Origin of the sequence: Glaciecola punicea (genome assembly GCF_001756615.1) — a bacterium.
GTDB classification, from domain to species: Bacteria; Pseudomonadota; Gammaproteobacteria; order Enterobacterales; family Alteromonadaceae; genus Glaciecola; species Glaciecola punicea.
In genome coordinates this window covers 1-19,422 of record NZ_LZXY01000010.1, presented here as the reverse complement: position 1 = coordinate 19,422, position 19,422 = coordinate 1, and the positions used below count along the sequence as shown (strand labels likewise).

At 42.7% G+C, this 19,422-nt stretch carries 12 protein-coding genes and 1 rRNA gene; 11 read left to right on the top strand and 2 right to left on the bottom strand.

What is annotated here, in order from left to right; all coding sequences use genetic code 11:
* The first annotated feature begins 386 nt into the window (after positions 1-386).
* From cysD to BAE46_RS11480, 7 genes are all read left to right on the top strand, one after another.
* Positions 387-1,298, top strand: coding sequence for a sulfate adenylyltransferase subunit CysD (cysD, locus tag BAE46_RS11510; RefSeq protein ID WP_006005953.1), 912 nt, complete (start codon positions 387-389; stop codon positions 1,296-1,298).
* Between the two features lie 293 nt (positions 1,299-1,591).
* Complete coding sequence (locus tag BAE46_RS11505) at positions 1,592-1,924, top strand: DUF1820 family protein (protein ID WP_006005951.1); 333 nt, start codon at positions 1,592-1,594, stop codon at positions 1,922-1,924.
* A 76-nt stretch (positions 1,925-2,000) separates the two neighbouring features.
* Positions 2,001-3,845 (top strand): DUF885 domain-containing protein, encoded by a 1,845-nt coding sequence (locus tag BAE46_RS11500; RefSeq protein WP_006005949.1) that lies wholly within the window; start codon positions 2,001-2,003, stop codon positions 3,843-3,845.
* A gap of 166 nt (positions 3,846-4,011) precedes the next feature.
* Positions 4,012-5,424 (top strand): DUF945 family protein, encoded by a 1,413-nt coding sequence (locus tag BAE46_RS11495; RefSeq protein WP_006005945.1) that lies wholly within the window; start codon positions 4,012-4,014, stop codon positions 5,422-5,424.
* Between the two features lie 440 nt (positions 5,425-5,864).
* Positions 5,865-6,617: a hypothetical protein gene (locus BAE46_RS11490; protein ID WP_006005941.1), complete on the top strand. Its 753-nt coding sequence runs from the start codon at positions 5,865-5,867 to the stop codon at positions 6,615-6,617.
* A 3-nt stretch (positions 6,618-6,620) separates the two neighbouring features.
* Positions 6,621-8,171: a Y-family DNA polymerase gene (locus BAE46_RS11485; protein ID WP_006005940.1), complete on the top strand. Its 1,551-nt coding sequence runs from the start codon at positions 6,621-6,623 to the stop codon at positions 8,169-8,171.
* Positions 8,155-11,391 carry an error-prone DNA polymerase gene (locus BAE46_RS11480; RefSeq protein ID WP_006005938.1) on the top strand — a complete coding sequence of 1,079 codons (3,237 nt, stop codon included), beginning with the start codon at positions 8,155-8,157 and terminating at the stop codon, positions 11,389-11,391. Before BAE46_RS11485 ends, BAE46_RS11480 begins: the two co-directional genes overlap by 17 nt.
* An 8-nt stretch (positions 11,392-11,399) precedes the next feature.
* Here BAE46_RS11480 and BAE46_RS11475 read toward each other — a convergent pair whose 3' ends face one another.
* Positions 11,400-13,658: a winged helix-turn-helix domain-containing protein gene (locus BAE46_RS11475; protein ID WP_070112898.1), complete on the bottom strand. Its 2,259-nt coding sequence runs from the start codon at positions 13,656-13,658 to the stop codon at positions 11,400-11,402.
* A 275-nt stretch (positions 13,659-13,933) separates the two neighbouring features.
* Between BAE46_RS11475 and BAE46_RS11470 the strand changes: the two genes are divergently transcribed.
* The 4 genes from BAE46_RS11470 (at position 13,934) to BAE46_RS11455 (ending at position 18,982) form a co-directional block, all read left to right on the top strand.
* Positions 13,934-14,530 carry a rhomboid family intramembrane serine protease gene (locus tag BAE46_RS11470; protein ID WP_244885013.1) on the top strand — a complete coding sequence of 199 codons (597 nt, stop codon included), beginning with the start codon at positions 13,934-13,936 and terminating at the stop codon, positions 14,528-14,530.
* A 3-nt stretch (positions 14,531-14,533) separates the two neighbouring features.
* Positions 14,534-15,232, top strand: coding sequence for an ABC transporter ATP-binding protein (locus BAE46_RS11465; RefSeq protein WP_006005933.1), 699 nt, complete (start codon positions 14,534-14,536; stop codon positions 15,230-15,232).
* A 76-nt stretch (positions 15,233-15,308) separates the two neighbouring features.
* Complete coding sequence (locus tag BAE46_RS11460) at positions 15,309-17,828, top strand: FtsX-like permease family protein (protein WP_141567268.1); 2,520 nt, start codon at positions 15,309-15,311, stop codon at positions 17,826-17,828.
* The gene (locus BAE46_RS11455) at positions 17,816-18,982 is read left to right on the top strand and encodes a lipocalin-like domain-containing protein (RefSeq protein ID WP_070112896.1); all 1,167 of its coding nucleotides are present in this window, start codon (positions 17,816-17,818) and stop codon (positions 18,980-18,982) included. The genes BAE46_RS11460 and BAE46_RS11455 overlap by 13 nt, the downstream gene beginning before the upstream one ends.
* A 254-nt stretch (positions 18,983-19,236) precedes the next feature.
* Here BAE46_RS11455 and rrf read toward each other — a convergent pair.
* Positions 19,237-19,352, bottom strand: a 5S ribosomal RNA gene (gene rrf / locus BAE46_RS11450).
* Positions 19,353-19,422 lie beyond the last annotated feature (70 nt).

Genomic DNA, 19,422 nt, shown 5'->3' with positions numbered 1-19,422 from the left:
CTAGCTTTGTGCTGTGCAGTTTGTCAAACCTAGCTAGTACTGCGCACGACCCCTGAATTACCCATTGGCCAATCTTGAGGATAAAGTCATTCAGCATCATAAAACCTAACTCAGGATGCTGCCACCTTATGAGTGCCTTGGCGCGAACCGGTGGTGCAGTATTTAATTTCCGAACTAGTCGCTCGTAGCTGTAGCGCGGTAGACTGAGCAATTGAAAGTTCTTTGTTATTTAGTGCGATATATTGGGCGTTACATAAGAAAAAAACGGGTAAAAATACTTTGTCTGGGAAAGCGGAACAACAATGGTGAAAATAACGACTTACTAAAGACTTTATTTACTTATATTATTGCCTTATGTTTTTATAACTTACCGGTAAAGGGATCACATGAACCATCTTCAACTCTTAGAAGCAGAAGCAATCCATATAATGCGCGAAGTAGCCGCTAGCTTTGAAAACCCGTGCATGTTCTATTCTATTGGTAAAGATTCCACGGTAATGCTGCATTTAGCCCGCAAAGCATTTGCCCCTAGCAAAGTGCCATTTCCTCTTCTGCATATAGACACCACATGGGAATTTCACGAAATGGGCGCTTTTCGCGATAAGCTGAAAAAAAAGCTTGGCGTAGATGTTATTGTGCATATTAATCAAGAAGCGCTCGATTTAGGGGTTCACCCAATTACCTCAGGTTCGGTCAAATACAATGACCATATGAAAACCATTGCGCTAAAGCAAGCGGTTGACAAATATAAGTTTGATGCCGCGCTAGGCGGCGCACGTCGCGATGAAGAAAAGTCGCGTGCGAAAGAGCGTGTGTTTTCCGTTCGAAACGCAGACCATCAGTGGGACCCCAAACAACAGCGCCCTGAATTATGGTCTTTGTACAATACTAAAGTAGACCAGGGAGAATCGATACGTGTGTTTCCATTGTCTAATTGGACTGAATTAGACATTTGGCTATACATACTGCAGGAGCAAATTGACATAGTGCCCCTTTATTTCGCGCAAGAACGCATGAGTTGGATAGATGGAGACAGCGGGCAAATTCTTGGCTTAGACGACGATAGAATGCTGCCCCACTTAAGTGCAAAAGAAAAAGACAGTTTACAAAAGCGCTGGATACGCTTTAGAACTTTGGGTTGTTATCCGCAAACCGGTGCCGTATTAAGTAAGGCCATCACGCGAGAAGAAATTGTCACAGAGATGATCTTGAGTAAAACGAGTGAACGAGAGGGGCGTCTTTTAGACAAAGATCAAACTGGCTCAATGGAAAAGAAAAAACGCGAAGGGTATTTTTAGGGTTTCTATTTAATGTTGTGCCGGCATTGCCCGCCGCTGCCGCTACTTTTTCACTCATTGTGCTGTGGCTCACGCCAAAGGCAATTACATCTGCAAAATACTAACAGTGCCGATGCACTAGTCTGCGCATTTCATGGCCTCATGAACCAGTGTCACGCCCTTCTAAAAGAGCATGAGCAAGAAAGTCCTCGCTGCAAAGTGCTTGAGACGTAATTGTGCCTGAAACTTTATTTGCTGAACTCGCCTAATTAATGCTATTAATACTTTCTTTTACCCAGAAGTACAAACCTATCATGAATAAGCAAAGCACGCTCTATAGAGTAGAGTTTATCAGTGGCGGCGAACGCTACGAGCTATATGTAAAGGAGTTAATGAGCAGCTCTATTTTTGGCTTCATCGAAATAGCCGATTTTGTGTGGGACACCCGCACCGGATTAGTAGTAGATCCAAGCCACGAGAGGCTAAAAGATGAGTTTCTCGGCGTAGACCGAACCTTTATTCCGATGCATAATGTGCTTAGAATAGATCAAGTAAAAGAAAAAGGCAGCGCCAAAATTCGACCTTTTACAGATAAGACAGGCAAAGTCATATCTATTCACAGTCCGATTTACACCCCCAGAAAATAATGCTACGAAATCGCGATTGATGTAACAAAGAAGCAGCCGCTCAGCCTAGCGTCAGTTAATTACCATGGAGAAAAGCATGTTCAAAACCTTTCCTTTAACACTCACCTTTACCGCCTTTACCTTAGCGCTGATGGGATGTGCACAGCAAAATGTGTCATCTACTGCCTCGACAAGTCCAGCGCTTAGCCTTTCTTCAAACCAAATAGCGCCTCAGTCAGCAGCATTTACCAAGCTGATTGACGAAATCTGGCAATATGAGCTTAGCCAATACCCAAGCCTAGCAAAGTCGAAGGGAAAAAAGGCCCTTGAGTTAACCAGACAATTTACCGATATTAGCCTACCTGCCCTACAGGCCAGACACCTTCGCTTTGTGAGTTTTCGTGAAGCACTTGCAAAAATAGATGAAAATACATTAAATAAAAGCGAGCGTATTACGCTGTTAATGCAAATGTATCGACTTGACAACACCATTGCTCAGTTTGAATTTAAAGAATACAGAGTGCCTATCACGTCAGAATTTGGTTTTCATAGTAGCTTAGGCTCATCAGTGGGCGGTACGCGTATTAATAACGCAAGCGATGTACTCGTTTATAAACGAATGCTGCAAGAGCTGCCCGAGCAATTTGCGCATAATATTATGTATATGAAAGAAGGCATTAGCCTAGGCCACACTCAGCCCCAAGTAGTGCTTAAAGGCTACGAAGACACTATTAGCGCCTATATTATTGAGGGCCTTAGTGCTGCTAACATCGAACAGCATCCGTTTTATAAGCCAATTGCTAACGCTAAAGAAGGTGTGATGTCAGCCACGGATAAAGCCACACTTGCGAGCTTAGTTATGCAAGCAAATGATGTATATAAAGATTTCTACACCTTTTTTACACAAGAATATGTACCTAATGCCAAAACCGACATAGCGGTTAATACGTGGCCCATGGGCATGGAGTTTTATAACAATCGCATACTGCACTACACAACCACCTCGTTAAACGCGCAAGAAATTCACGACATTGGTCTTGCAGAAGTGGCACGTATTCGCGCCGACATGCAAAGCATAGTCGATAGCTTAATTGCAAAAGGCGAATTCTCGGGTGATATAAACGAGTTTATTGCGTTTTTACGGACTGATGAGCAGTTTTATGCAAAAACACCCAAAGACCTTATTATATATGCGTCTTATGTGGCAAAAAAGATGGATGCAAAGCTACCGAAATTATTTTATAAACTGCCTCGTACACCCTATGGGGTTGCCCCTGTTCCTGACGAAATTGCGCCTAAATACACCACCGGCCGTTATATTTCACCAAGACGCGACGACCAGCCTGGTTATTATTGGGTGAATACTTATGCGCTTAACAAACGCCCACTTTACGCCATTCCCGCGCTTACTTTACACGAAGCGGTGCCGGGCCATCATTTGCAAATCTCACTAGCAGCAGAAATGATTGAACTACCAGAAGTCCGCCGCTCAACCTATATTTCAGCGTTTGGAGAAGGCTGGGGCTTATATGCAGAGTTTTTAGGCTTAGAAGTTGGTATGTATGAAGACCCATACGATGACTTTGGCCGCCTAAGCTACGAAATGTGGCGTGCAGCTCGCCTTGTGGTCGACACCGGTATGCATGTATTTGGCTGGAGCCGGGAGCGCGCATTAGACTATATGTTTGAAAATACCGCCTTATCTGAACATAATGTACGCACCGAAATTGACCGCTATATTTCTTGGCCTGGGCAAGCCCTTTCATACAAAATTGGTGAAATTAAAATTAAAGAGCTACGCGCAAAAGCAGAGTCTAGACTAGGTGATGCTTTTGACCTGCGCGCTTTTCACGACGCTGTGTTAGCGAACGGTTCTATCCCTCTTTTTATACTCGAAGAAAAAATTGAGGCCTTTATAGTGTCGCAAGAAATATCGCAATAAAGGGCGCAAGAGAAGACGCAAAAACTTGCGCTTAAGGCGCTGCGTTATAGTGAGATATAAGCAGCGCTTTTGTTTGTGTATCGACTTGGGTACTATACGCGCTGCGTGATGCAGGCCAAAGCTGTATTGCGACACCTATATCATTTAAGTTAAACAAGGAATACTCATGAAAAAAGTCCTTATATTCGTAGTAGTACTTGTGCTTGCCACAGTACTTATTGGACCTAAAATTGTGAGCGTACAGCTTGCAAATGGTATTCAAAACGCGGTGAACGCGGTGAATAAAAACCCGGCTTATACAGCCTCGGTGATCAGTATTCAAAGCGGCTGGTTTAACACGCAAGCACTAGTCACCGTGGGTATGGATATACCTGATATGTCTGGTATGACTGGCCAATCACCACCCGTTTTTTCAGTCAATATAGAAGTAACAGGCAGTCACGGTCCTTTCATTATAAACGACGGATTTGCGATTGGCTGGCTGCGCAGTGTTGTGCAAACACAATCAAGCGAGCTGCCAGCAGGCTTAGTATTATCAAATGCTGAGAATCTGTATAAGTTTGAGGGTTTAACCGGCATATTTGGCACCACCACCTATCAAGACGCGATAGCGGCGCTGACCTACATCGATCCTGAGACCCAAGGCAAGGTCAACTTTACCGGTTTGCAAGGTAAGGGCGAACTGTCAAATAGCAAAGTAATGTACAACGCCGTATCGCGAGGCTTAAGTATGAATGTAGAAAACATCTTAAATTTTGACATTCAAGGCCTAGCGCTGAGCATTGAGTCGGGTGAATCTATTGCCACTATGATGTCTCAAGGCTTATACGATTCAAATTCGCGTATATCAGCCAGTGCCATGATCTTTGACGATTTAAGTAAAGGCACACAGGTGCGCGTTACTGATACTGAATTAGAAGGTCTTACCCGCTACGACAAAAGCAGTGACTTAGGCGGCATAACAATCACCAGCAAAGTGGCACAAATTGATGCGACGAAAATACAGCTTAGCGATTTGTTAAGCGTGATTGAAATTAATAATATCCAAGCTAAATTTTTGCTCGCCTACCAAGATTTCTCAAACAAAATGATAGAAAATATTTCAAACCCAGAGCAGGTACAAATTGATTTGGACACGTTTATCAGCACTTATTTACTAGACCAACTAACAGCAAAACCGGAATATAATTTCAGTAACATTAGCGGTAAGATAAACGACAGTGAATTTAGCGGTAACATTCTAGTCTCCATAGCTGAGCTTACCCAACTGCCTAGATCATTAGAAGACACTGCCTTTTGGATGCAAAATGCCGTCGTCACTAGCGCCATGCTAATAGAAAAAAACGCGGCTGAATTTATTGCGGCCACCATGATGGCTAGGCAGTTATCGATGAATCCCAACTTTGCCGCCTTAAGTGAACAGGAACAAGCCGCTATAATAAGCCAGCAGGTACAAGGCACATTAGAAGGACTGGTGCAGCAAGGTATGGTGACACGTGAGGGCGAAAACTATCGTATAGCATTTAGCCTGCAGGAAGGCGTGGCAATGTTAAATGATAATCAAATTCCTTTGGGCTAATACTATCGAATAAGGTAACAGTTTTTCTTACTCTTTGGTGAACGCCATGACGTGCTGCTGCGGTAAATAGTCGTGGGTACGTACCCACGTTAAGCCGACAGGGCTCATTTCTTTTTTAGCTTGTACTTGGGTCATTTTATGCAGCCGCTTGACTGTTCTCTTTATCACAGAAAATACACGCATTGCTCAAGCTTAGTGACCACCTTGGCAATGACTTATTCTGCCTGTTCTTAGTAGCTTATTAATGACTCTACTAAACACATGTCACCTTCAGCCGTGAACGACGGCCACCATTATGTCTCATTACGCTCAGGCTTCCACAAAAACCCATTCCAAAACAAACAATTAAACAGCCACATCAGCAAGGGGTACATTTCGCGCTTGCGTCTATTTTAATTGTATTTATACTGTATATCCATACAGTATAAATTAAGCTAATTATGAATCCTATTTTGCATGATTTACAAAATAAGCAATGGATATGGACAGCCGCAAATGCTAAGCATCAAGCTAGCCCTAACAGGCTAGGCACAGGCTATGAAAGCCTTGATAATGTGCTATCAAGTGGGTTTCCCCCTGCAGGTATGATCCACCTACAAAGTGCACTAGGCTGCGGTGAAATACGCTTCATGCTGTCTATTTTACAGCGCCAGCACAGCGAAAATGGCCCGCATAAAATATATATGTTTATTGATCCGCCATTTAGCCTGAACGCCGAGTTTTTGCTGGCGCAAAACATTTCACTGGCGCAACTGGTGGTTGTAAGAACGAATAGGATAGATGACGCGCTATGGAGCGCTGAACAGTCTGCTAAAAGCGGTGCTTGCTGCGCTGTGTTTATATGGCAGCAAAAACTTAGCCACATTCAAGTGCGTAAGCTTGAACATGCCGCGCAAAAAGGAGGCGCTTACTGTGTTTGGCTGCACAATGCTTCACAAGCGGCAAGCTCAAAAGCCCAAAACGAGGGAAATAACAGCGCTCATTTGAGCAATTTACCGCTCAGTCTATCCTTAAGTATTACTAGGCGGGCCGACAATTTAAGTATTACCGTTAATAAACAAAAAATAGGCTGGGCGCAAAAGGCCGTTAATATAGCCTTACCTTTTGCTTGTCGCACACATAATTCGATTAAGCAGCGTAAATATGATGTGCACGGCAGCGATAAAGTTGTGCCTATTCAAGCCAGTAGCTAAAGTATGCAGTTTGACACTCGCTCACTATGGATTTACCTGCATTTTCCTAGGCTACAGCTCGATTTAATTGAGGCTGCGCAGCTTAAGTCTTTCAATGTGGCTAAATCTTCGCATGCCCAGGCTTTACCGCAGAGCAAGCGAAATTCCCAAATGGACACCTCAAATAAAGCGAATGATGCCCCAAGAGCCATAGTAGATGCGCGCACAAATACTCTATGTCAACTCAATAAAAAAGCGCTTGAACAAGGTTTAAATGTGAATATGGGCTTAGCAAGTGCCAGTTTAAGCTGCAGCAGTCTTCAACTGCATGAATACAGTGAAAACATAGAAAGTAAGCATATTGTCAATATTGCCGATAATTTGTACTTAGTCACGTCTGACATTGTGTTAGCGCCGCCTAAAGCGATTATTTTAAGAGTGCAAAACATGCTGAGCTTATATGGGGGCTTAGGCCAATATTGGCAAATTATTAAACAAGTGCTTATTGCTCAGCAAGTGCAATTTACTGCGGCAGCAAGTTACTCAGTGCAAGGCGCAAAGGTACTTGCGCTAAATAATAGGGCGATAATAAGCGATGATCGTAAATGTATTGCCACCCAGCTTGATGTGTGCGCGTTAAGCCACAGCGATATTGACCCCAAAGATCTTACAAAACTCGCGCGTATTGGGGTAAAAACATACGCCGATATGCGCGCCCTTGCGGTAGCTGAATTAGCCAACCGCGTATCACGTTTTAGCATGAGTATTATAAATGAGCTGCAGGGGAAACAAGCCGCGCGCGTTAGCTTCTACCAGCCTAAAACACGCTACTATGACTATATGGAGCTGCTTTACGAAATAAGTCTTACGGCAAAATTACTGCCCGTAATAGGTTTATGCATTGACAAGCTAAGCGAGTTTTTACGCTTACGAAACGCGCATTGTTTATCTATCGACATGCAGTTTTTCCAGCGCGATCACGCGCCACAAACGCATACTTTTGCCAGTATTAGGCCCATATACAAAAGCCAAGACTGGCTCGATATAATTGGCCTGGGGCTTGAGTCGGTCAAATTTGAGTCACCGGTGTACGCGCTATCGTTGAGCTGCAAGCAGTATGAAATAGCGGAAGTGGCAAACGACGACATGTTTGCGCAAAAATCGACACATTTGGCGTCGCTTACTTTACTCTCGCGCCTGCAAAGTAAATTAGGCAGTAAGGGCGTTAATCACCTTCATTTTGTGGGCGACTTTAGGCCAGAGCATAACACCGAGACCTGCGCGATTGATTCTGGAAATCGTCACAAAAACGCACAAAACAGCGCACAAAAATATAAGAACGATTATTCTTCTACAAGCATATTTGCTGATAGGCCAGGCCTGCTGTTGCCTACGCCTGAGCCTTTACGCTTAAAAGTGCAGGTTATAAAAGGGCCTGAGCGGATACAAACGGGCTGGTGGGACGACCGCCCTATCAATAGGGATTATTACATAGGCCAAAGCGAAGACGGTCAACAGGTATGGATATTTAAGACACCTACGCAGGAATGGTTTTTACATGGCTATTTCATTTAACGGCTCGCCTACCGATAATGCGTCCTTATTGGGCTTTGCAGAATTGGTTTGCCAATCTAATTTTTCTTTTTTAAAAGGTGCCTCGCATCCTGAAGAGCTAGTGCGTCAAGCTTACTTCTTAGGTTATCAAGCTATTGCAATTACCGATGAATGCTCCATGGCTGGCGTGGTGCGTGCATATGCTGAAATCAAAAACAACCACCTGCCGATTAAGCTAATAGTCGGCAGTAAATTTGTGTTTGAGGAGCAAGAGCTTGTGCTCATTTGCCCTACCCATGACGCTTATAAAGAATGCTGCCGTGTCATTACCAATGCCCGCAGGCGTGCTGAAAAAGGCCAATATGCGCTATCTAGATGGGACTTAACGTCTATAAAGCACTGCTTTTGTTTATGGATACCTGCGCTGCCTGCTCATACGAAAAGCGCAAAGCCTAGCAGTGATGGCGCTTTATCCAAGCCAAACCACGGTTTTGCAAGCTGGCTATGCAAGCATTTTCAAGAACGACTTTTCTTAGTGGTAAAGCGTTGGTTAGGCGCAAACGAGCTTGACTACCTTGCTCACTGCCAAGATCTTAGCGAGACCTTTGAATTAGACATTATTGCAAGCTCAAATGCACTTATGCACGACGCTTCTCGCCTTGAAATACAGCATTGTTTACAAGCCATTAGTATGGGCTGTTGTATTAACGAGCTTGGCAGGCACGCCCAAGCTAACGGCGAGGCAAGCCTGCGCTCTATCAATAAACTTAAATCTTTGTATCCTGTGCAGTGGTTAAACAATGCCTGTTTATTAGCGAGTGCCTGCACTTTTGATATGAGCGACCTGTCTTATAAATATCCAAGTGAAGTGGTCGCAAAAGGCATGACTCCTACCCAATATTTACGCTTGCTGGTTGAACAAGGTATCAAAAACAGGTTTGCTCATGGCGTTTCTCACAATATTCGAGACATTATAGAAAAAGAGCTACTGCTTATAAAATCACAGCGCTATGAGCATTTCTTTTTAACCATTCATGACATTGTTATGTTTGCCAAAAGCCAAAATATTCTATACCAAGGACGCGGATCAGCAGCAAATTCTGTGGTGTGCTACTGCTTAGAAATAACAGCGGTAGATCCCCGTCAAATAAACGTTTTGTTTGAGCGGTTTATTTCAAAGGAACGCAACGAACCGCCCGATATAGACGTTGACTTTGAACATGAACGTCGCGAAGAAATCATCCAGTATATTTATAACAAGTATGGCCGTGAACGCACCGCAATTGCCGCTACCGTGGTATGTTATCGCTTTAAAAGTGCGCTTCGTGAAGTAGGCAAAGTGTTGGGCGTAAACACGACCGATCTAGATTTTTTCATCAAAAATGTAAACCGGCGCGACAAAGCAATTAGCTGGCAGTCACAGCTTGGAGAGTTAGGCATAGATCCCGACTCGTCATTGGGCAATAAATTTGTGCACCTGGTGGAACAACTCATTGGGTTTCCCCGGCATTTATCACAGCATGTCGGCGGCTTTGTTATTTCACAGGGGCCTTTATACGAATTAGTGCCCGTTGAAAATGCCGCCATGGCGCAGCGAACAGTGATTCAATGGGATAAAGACGATCTTGAAACCCTTAAATTACTCAAGGTCGACGTGCTTGCCTTAGGGATGTTAAGCGCCATTCGAAAATGTTTCGACATGCTTAAAGACGAATATAAGCAAGACTGTAGTATCGCTTTTATTACCGCATTAGGCGACGATCCACAGGTGTATAAACAAATAAGAAGCGCCGATACCGTGGGGCTTTTCCAGATAGAGTCACGCGCACAAATGTCTATGCTGCCGCGCTTGAAACCAAAATGTTACTATGACTTAGTGGTGCAAATTGCGATAGTTCGGCCTGGGCCCATTCAGGGTGACATGGTGCATCCGTATTTAAAGCGCCGCGACGGATTAGAGGCAATAGACTATCCCTCTCAAGAAGTAAAAAACGTATTAGAGCGCACCATGGGTGTGCCTATTTTTCAAGAACAAGTGATTCAGCTTGCCATGGTTGCCGCGGGCTTTAGCGGTGGCGAAGCCGATCAACTACGTCGTGCAATAACAAGTTGGAAAAAAAACGGCGAGTTAAACAAATTCAGGCAAACACTCATCAGCGGTATGACTAAACGGCATTATTGTCAAGCCTACGCCGAGCGCTTATTTGAGCAAATATGTGGCTTTGGCGAGTACGGTTTTCCAGAATCTCATTCGGCGTCTTTTGCGGTACTTGCATATGTGTCTGCTTGGCTTAAACATTATTATCCCGCAGTGTTTTATGTAGGCTTATTAAACAGTTTGCCTATGGGTTTTTATACTGCTTCCCAGCTTATTCAAGATGCGAAACGCCACCACATTGCAATACTGCCGGTGTGTGTTAATCAATCTAACTACGATCACACGCTCATCAGTATTCATAACACAATTACATCGCGCGCGTCTGCGACTAAAAAACAAGCTGCTAGTAGTACTTACGGCATCCGTTTGGGACTAAGGCTAGTTAAAGGACTTAAATCATCTTCAATTGACACACTACAGCGCGCTCGACAAGCGAAACTATTTACCAGTATTCAAGATATTCGCTGTTTAAAAATACCAAAGCCGTGTTTACAGGCGCTAGCCAGTGCCAACGCATTTGCTTGCTTTGGGCAAGACAGGTTTAACAGCCGATGGGAGCTTATGAATGATATTCCCGATCTGCCTTTGTTTAATCAGGCAATACATAAAGGTTCAAGCACAGTTCAAACACCTAATAGGCCTGTTGCTATACGTCAGCCTACTCTTTTCGATGACCTAGTAGAAGATTATGCAAGTACAGGCTTATCGGTTAAGCACCATCCCGTTGAAATGCTAAGCAATGCGGGTTTATTACCTAAATTTACGCATGCTAAAGAAATCGCACTTGTAGCCCATCAGTCATATATTTGCGTGATTGGCGTGGTAGCCTGCAGGCAAAGTCCTGGCACTGCAGCAGGCGTTACCTTTATTACTTTAGAAGACCATACTGGCAATACCAATGTAGTCATTTGGCAGCGCAGCGCACGCGCGCAAAAGAAAGCTTACTTAAACGCCAAAATACTCCAAGTGAAAGGTATTTTAGAACGCGGCAACGGCGGTGTTGAACATATTATTGCCGGTAAACTGGTCGATTTAACGCCCCTTTTACAAAAGCTCGATGTGAGCGCCCGTGAATTCAGATAGCGCTTAGATTAATATATTTGTGATAAGCCCTCAATTTTAGTCAATTGCGTTTGCAGCTGTTGGCGTGACGTCAGCACCATTTGATGGGATGAAGGATGCAGGCTGAAGTGGTTCTCCACGTCATTAAACAACAGTGATTGCTTTCGCTGCTGGCCTGTTAGCAAACTGGTCTGCACTATTTGTGCCGATGCTTTCGTGTTTTTATTTGGCTGTAACTGATATAAATAATTGCCTTTGATCCGCCAACAGCTAATGCAATCAAGCATATTCACCTTAATCGCAGGCTTATTGCTTTGAAAATTGACGCTTGCAACATCGTTATCATACAAGGTGAACAGTCCTTGGTTGCGAGTTGCACCCTGACTAGTCTCATCCACTAAGGCCAACAATACTTGCGCCTTAACGTTTTCTTTTAGCAGGCTAATTTGCTGCGTGTTGATATTATACTGATAAAGTCCGTTTGGCTGGCGTGCATTAGTGGCTTCCCCAAACACATTACTTTGCGCATAAAAAACAATATTCGTGCTATTTGACTCATTATTAGCATTATTGGCATCACTGCTTAGTGCTTGGCTAAAGGCTATGTGGCTAAGCTTTGGAAACTTAAGCAAAATATACTGCATTTTCAGGGTGTTCAAGTCCAGTACAAAAAGACGCTCGTTTACAATGCCAGCAATTAGACTGTCATCAGCATCAATTGTTAGTTCCTCTACACTTGCCTGTTCAGCGAATGTATAAAGTGTACTTTCAATGTTTTTGTTGTCTCTAAATAAAATACTGGCGCTGTCGTTATGCTGACTCACAAAATATAATCCGCGCTGCGTATACTGCGGTAATGATTCGTTTCTTACCATTAAGTTAGTCCTTATTACTTGCGCATTCTGCTCACTAGCAAAAACATTTAGATTAAAGCCTGTCTCATTGTGCAGTGCATCAAAAGTAAAGGTAATCTCATTAAGTTTAGGCATACCTTGGGTGTTTGAAATCACAAAGCAATTAGGACCGCAGTCAGCCACGACTTGATTAATTAGCTCACCGTTGGTATTGAAGGTTGTAAGTCGTCCCTCCTCTGCCTGAAAAGCAATAAGCCCAGCGTTATTGTCGGTAAAACTAAAGCGATCGCCTCGGGTATTCCACACCCCGCTTTTCAGGCCATTAGGAAGAGTAAGCTCGCTTGACGCTACTTCATCAAGGGATGATTTATAATAAATAAGAGAGCTATGAGCTTCACTGCTTAAATTTACTATAAAAGCACTAGACACAGGCGACGGCCAAATTTGCACCGACAAGTCTGGTATGGCGTTTTCATCTTGCTCTAACAATTGTTCCATTTGCTGAGAAATATTTAACAGCGCGGGTGGCAGCAAAGCGGGCGCAATTAATACGCTATTCTCTAAATCAAACATACCGATTTGATTTAATGCATTAAGCGCAACAAATAGCATATTGCCTGTAAAATCCAGTGCCAGTATTTCACTATCGCTTGGCAAGCTTGTTTTGTATTCATTAATAACGGGTTCATTGTCTTGCGCCATAAACGTAATGGCATAGAAACTTTGCTTGTCTATGCGCTGCACTAACAGTCGCTGGCTACCCTGTGAATACCAAAACTTACGCTGCAGTGGCGCAGGGAAAACTATTTTCTGCTGAGATTTTTGCTCAATATTTTCAATTATAATCTGGCTTGCATCATGAGTATCGGCGCTTTCAACCCAAACGTTATTTACAACCTTATTAATATAGTGAGTGCTCACGTCATTGTTTTTCAGCACGCTTAATTCAGTCTTTTTTATAATGGGTGCTTTACCTATGTCACTAGCACCTGAATAAATTAAGGTATACCAAAGCAGTAGCAATAACATTGAAGTTACCAGTACCACTATTGAACCGACCAGTTTAGCGTGTAGTTGCCACCAGAACTTAGGTCCTGGAGAAACCAAGTTAACAGGTGGAATGAACAAATATCCTTTGGTAGGCACAGTCTTAATATAGCGAGGTTTACGTGCATTATCTTTAAGTGCTTTGCGCGCTTTTTTGACCATTGCACGTAAAGTGTCATCACTAGGTTCTTTGTCCGGCCAGAGTGTTTTTATTACTATTTTTTTGCTGACTAACTCGCCCTGATGCTGAATCAGCAATGACAAAAATTGATGCACCATAGGCTCTAATTTTTGCGCATCGCCATCCACACTCAAGTGGCCCGAATTGCAATCAAGCTTACAGTTTAAAAAGCCCGCGATTTTGTTTTGTAGGCTAAGAATAGACATTGAACACCCGCCTCATTATTTTCACTTCCATCACGCTAGAATCAAGATAATCTCTTGTGATTTTATGTGAAATACCACACAAGCCTCTAAATACCTCAGCTAAGCAGATACTACTTATAAGCCATGTAGTTAATCATCTACAAGGTTTATTTTCTATCCAACAGAATTTATTTGATTAACTTATCACTAGGTTTACACAGACGCACGTTTATTAATGGCTTATCGTGCTTGGTTAGGCAAATGAGATGACGATGCTATGCCCAATGAGGTAAAGTGTGTCTACGTTCACTCACCGCATGCCTTTTTACTCAATGCCACAGTCAAAGTCCTTATTAAAAAAACGCCTTCTTATTGTGGGCTACATTTTTGTAGCGCTGCTGATAATAGAAGTAATCAACATTTTCACAGGCCGACTGCTAAATCAATTTAGCATAGTACCGCGCGCGCTTTATTCACTGCCTTTTATATTTACGGCGCCCCTTCTACATGCAACCCTACAACATTTCTTATCAAACATAGCGACCTTGTGTGTATTTGTCTTTTTAGTACTGCAGTTTGGCGAACGCAAATTTGTCACGCTATCGCTTGGTCTCGTTATTGGCACTGGACTATTGGTATGGCTATTCGGCAGGAATGCCTTTCATCTTGGTGCAAGCGGCGTAATTTACGGATACTTTGGATTTCTATTACTGGCGGGGTTTTTGAGTAAGAAACTCGTGCTAATCCTTATTTCAGTGTTGGTTGCCATTTTTTACGGCACAATGGTGTGGGGAGTGTTGCCAAACCAGCCTTACATATCGTGGGAGTCGCATTTGTTCGGATTTGTAAGCGGCTTATATTTAGCATGGCTTTTAACTAAAAGGCGGCAATGAGTCATGTTAACAATAGACGCTATCTCAAAATCTTACCTAGATGGAACAGTACAGCAGCATATCCTGAGCCAACTTTCCTTTTCAATTGAAAGTGGTGTAAGCGTGAGTATAAGAGGCGCATCAGGCTCTGGAAAATCAACCTTATTGCATTTACTCGCGGCGCTTGATACACCCGACGAAGGGCGTATTTGGTTTAGCGATAGCACCATACAAGCCAGCAAGCTAGACATCGCGTCATTTTCAGAAGCCCAAGCCAACGCTTATCGAATGTCTACTATAGGCATTGTCTTTCAAAAATATAATTTAATTGATGTAATTTCAGTCAAAGAAAACATTTTTTTGCCAGCAAAACTCAATGCCCAAAAAGGCGTACCTTTAGATACAGACTACATTACAAAATTAATGGCCGACTTGGGTGTATTAAAACACGCCGACAAACTGCCGCATCAGCTTTCAGGAGGTGAGCAGCAGCGCGTTGCAATTGCTAGAGCACTCGCGCACAAGCCAAGGTTACTGCTCGCTGACGAGCCTACGGGCAATCTTGACAGCGTCAATTCTGAATTAGTCAGCAGCTTATTGATAGATACCTGCAGCAAGCACAACACCACCTTAATCTTAGTCACTCACAGTGAAAAAGTAGCAGCGCTGACTTCCCAGCAGGTCTTTTTAGAACAAGGCCGTTTGGTCTCAACAAGTGGTTAACGATACTGTGAAAACGCACTTCTTATTTTTTACTTTACTCATGCAAAGCTACAAAGCCACAAAGTTTAGTGTGCTTATGCTGATAGCATCGTTGATCATTGCAAGCTGTGGTTTGTCAACCGTGCTTATTATTAATGCCAGCGCTAAGCAAAGTTATTCCAATACCAACACCTTATTAATTGATAACGTGCAGTATCAGGTACTGGCAGAAAACCCTAAAACACCGCTAACCAAGCAAGATTATGTGACACTTCGCCGGCAAGGTTTTAGTCAACTGATTGCCATTGCACAGTCTTCTGCGCATATTTATCAAGACGATATTAGGCTGAGCTCAAGGCGCGTGATGATTACAGGTATAGATACCGTGTCTTTATTGGGGGCGTTAAATGATAATTCTGCGCAAAATTCAAATAACGCGAACTCTACAGTAAATCAATCAACCCCATTTCTTGGTGCAATGCCTTTCTCTGCACCTGTGGGTATTGTTCATCCTAGTTTACTAAAGCAGCTAAATGATGATGCAAGAAGCAGTAGGCAGGTTGGCGGCACAAACAAGCTGTCTATTTATATAGATAGACAAAGTAGCGATAATAGTCAGCAAGGTGCAGCTACTACATTCTTGCCTGACTTGGTATCCTTTGAAGATCCAAGCTTAGGCAATGATGTAATTACCGATATTGGTGAATACTTCAGACTGTTCCCAGCTAGTAAACTAAGCAGTTTACTGCTGGTAAGTGATGCATCAGGCGAGTCGCTTGAACAATTAGTTAATATGATTAAAGGCTATTTGCCTGCTCATTTAACGCTGATGCCGTTAAGCAACAATAATGAACAAGGAGAGTTAACCGATAGTTTCCATATGAACTTACTTGCTATGGCGCTGTTGATGTTTGTTGTGTGCCTATTTATCGTCATTAATGCAGTTAATTTAGTGATAAATGCGCGCATGCCATGGTTTAAAATTTGTCGTCAATTGGGCATATCGCGATATAAAATATTCATAAGCCAAATAGTAGAAATTTCGCTCATTACATTTATCGCTTGTTGCCTAGGCATTTATGCTAGCATTCATTTATCTAACCTAGTTGCTCCATCAATTCAAGCGACTCTTGAAGGTCTTTATGGTGTACAAGTGGGTTATGGAAGCAGCGCTTTAGTGGTTCTCTTTGTAAAAGTATTTGGCATTAGCCTATGCGGAAGTTTATTGGCAACGCTTGCTCCTTTTAGTATCAGCAACAAGTCACTTAGCACCACAAAAAGCAGTGATAATTTCAAACAAAATGAAAGAATGTGGTATCGCACCTTTTGGCTTTTGAGCGTAGGTTTTGCATTATTAGCCTTTTCAATCTTGCATTTCTCGTCCACCTTATGGTTACTACTAGTCGCCACGGCGGTATTGATACTTTCAGGATGTAGCTTATTGCTGGCCAACTATCCGCAGGTGATAAATGGCCTATACCGGCTAATTCCCACGCGTTTTGTTTTATTAAGATTAAGCACAAAACAAAGCATTGCCTTGTCAGGAAAAACGAAAGTAGCTTGCTGCGCATTCTTTATTGCCGCCACTAGTAATATTGGTATGAATTTAATGGTCGACAGTTTTAGAGGGGCAACAGTAAACTGGCTAGAATCGCGCCTGACTACCGATTATTATTTGTATTACGAGGGCAAAGAGAACATCGTAGCGCTGGCTAATACTGCTGATGTAGAAATTTATCAACGCTTTGAAAATACAATTAGCTTTAGGGGGCAAAAACTACAGCAGTATAGTTACCCAACGACTCAGCAATTTAAGCAGGCGATGGTTTTTTATCAGTTAGGAAATGAAGATGCTTTATGGCAACAGTTTGAAGCACAAGAGGCGATATTGGTTAATCAGCAGTTCGCTTTCGCATTTGATTATAGTCTTGGTGATGCCGTTAGTATGGCTAATCCCGCAACGGGACTTATGCAATCGTATTCTATACGGGGGATTTTTTATGACTTTGGAAATCCTAGCAAGCAGGTTTTATTTCCACTGTCCTCGTTTGATAGTGCTATAGCTAAAAGCTCAATTTACTCTATTAACACAGATGAACTCGGTCTAGAGCGTTTTAAAATTGTCTTGGCTGGGGCGAATATTGACTATGAGCGTTCTTTATTAAACAGTGCAGAATTATTAGCAATATCCAAAGAGACCTTCGACCGTACTTTTGTGATAACCGATGGTCTAAATATCGTTACTTTGCTAGTGGCTGCATTGTCATTGGCATGCGCTATTGTTGTATTAATGAATGATGTAAGACCACAAAATATGTTAATTAGAAGCTTAGGCGTGTCCGCTTTTAAGACACAGGTCCTCGCCTTGTTTCAATATTTGCTACTTTGTTTAATAGCCCTTATTTTTGCCACACCCTTTGGGATACTGCTTAGCTGGGTGTTAATTTATGACATCAACCTCACCGCTTTTCAGTGGACTTACCCACTGCAAATTAACTTTTTCAAAATTGCGTTCATTTATGCCTTGAGTTTAGCAGTGGTGATAGTAGTTATTTGTATTCCTATTATACGTGCAGGCAAACGGCCGCTTATTGAGGATATTCGATGGTTAAATTAACACGAACAACATGGCTGTTATTTGCCTGTGCGCTAATAATATTAATATTAATCGCGCTTTTCACTTATAAGCCCTTAGTTGATGAGGCCACTTCTTCGATTTTTGGGCGTAACGTTTATAGCGCTGATGGTCAAATAGGACAAGTTGCTGATCCAGATTATGTTATTAATTTGCCGCAAGATCATGGTTCACATGCACTATTTGATATTGAATGGTGGTATTTAACTGCTAACTTGAGGGATATTGAAGGCAATCCCTATGGCGTGCAGTGGACTTTGTTTAGGTTTCGTAATCCAAGTGCGCCGGTAAATAATGAGGCAAGTGAGATTTCTACTTGGCATAACGATCAAATGTTTATGGCGCATGCGTCTGTTCATTCTTTGCAAGATCATTGGTTTTCCGAAAAATTTGCCCGTGGTGGAGTAGGCAATGCTGAGGTATCTTCGTTCCCTTTTACCTTAGCTATTGATGATTGGTCTTGGGTTAATACTATTAACACTAGTGGTTTATTGCCTGCTGCACTCAATTTTTCTGCAGTGGGTAAATCAAAGCAAAATTCGACAATTACCGCATCGTTAAATCTGCAGCAGACAGGGCCATTTGTTCTGCACGGAGATAATGGCTATAGCATTAAATCCAACGCTGGCCATGCATCTCATTATTATAGTGCGCCATTTATAGATATAGCCGGAAAGCTTGTAATAAGTACTCAAGGAGCGCCTCAAAAAGAGGTGGAGGTCAGTGGACAGGCTTGGTTTGATCAAGAATGGACGTCGCAACTCTTAGATGACAATACCTTAGGTTGGGACTGGGTTTCTTTACATCTAGATAGCGGTGAGAAGGTTATGGCTTTTAGAATGCGTTTAAATGATCAAAAAGATTATATTACAGGCTCGTATATGGATGCTGCTGGTAAGCAGACCACCTTATTACCTAGCGATTTGGATTTGAGGCCTGTTAATACTACTATTGTTCGTGAGAAAGAGTTTCCGTTGAAATGGCGCCTATCGATCCCTAGTAAAAGTATTGACATTACCATTACTTCTATTAAAGATGATCAATACAATGATGCTTCTATTCCCTATTATGAGGGAATGGTTAGGATTGAGGGTAGTCATAGAGGTGAGGGATTTATTGAGTTGACGGGATATTAAGTGCAGATTTTTAGTGTCCGCCCTTGTCACTGAAAATACTGCGCGACCGTTGGTAGGCTTAACAGCGGGGACGGTGCGACATCCTTGATCCCTTTTTTGCTTCCATAGCCTCATCAAATTTAAGCGGCGTGTTTTTGACCAAGGTTGATGTTGCTACATGGTATCTTTCTACATTGTCTCTTTCTCACAGGCACAAAAAAAGCCCGTTGCAACCAAGCAACGGGCTTTTTGTGTCTTTCTCAAGACGAATAGGAGTCTGGCGATGTGCTACTCTCACATGGGGAAACCCCACACTACCATCGCCGCTAATACGTTTCACTGCTGAGTTCGAGATGGGATCAGGTGGGACCGTATCGCTATTGTCGCCAGACAAAAAGGGACAATTTGGAATAGCTGATATGCTTTCTATACTTAGGATGAATTCACTACTCAATCTGTCT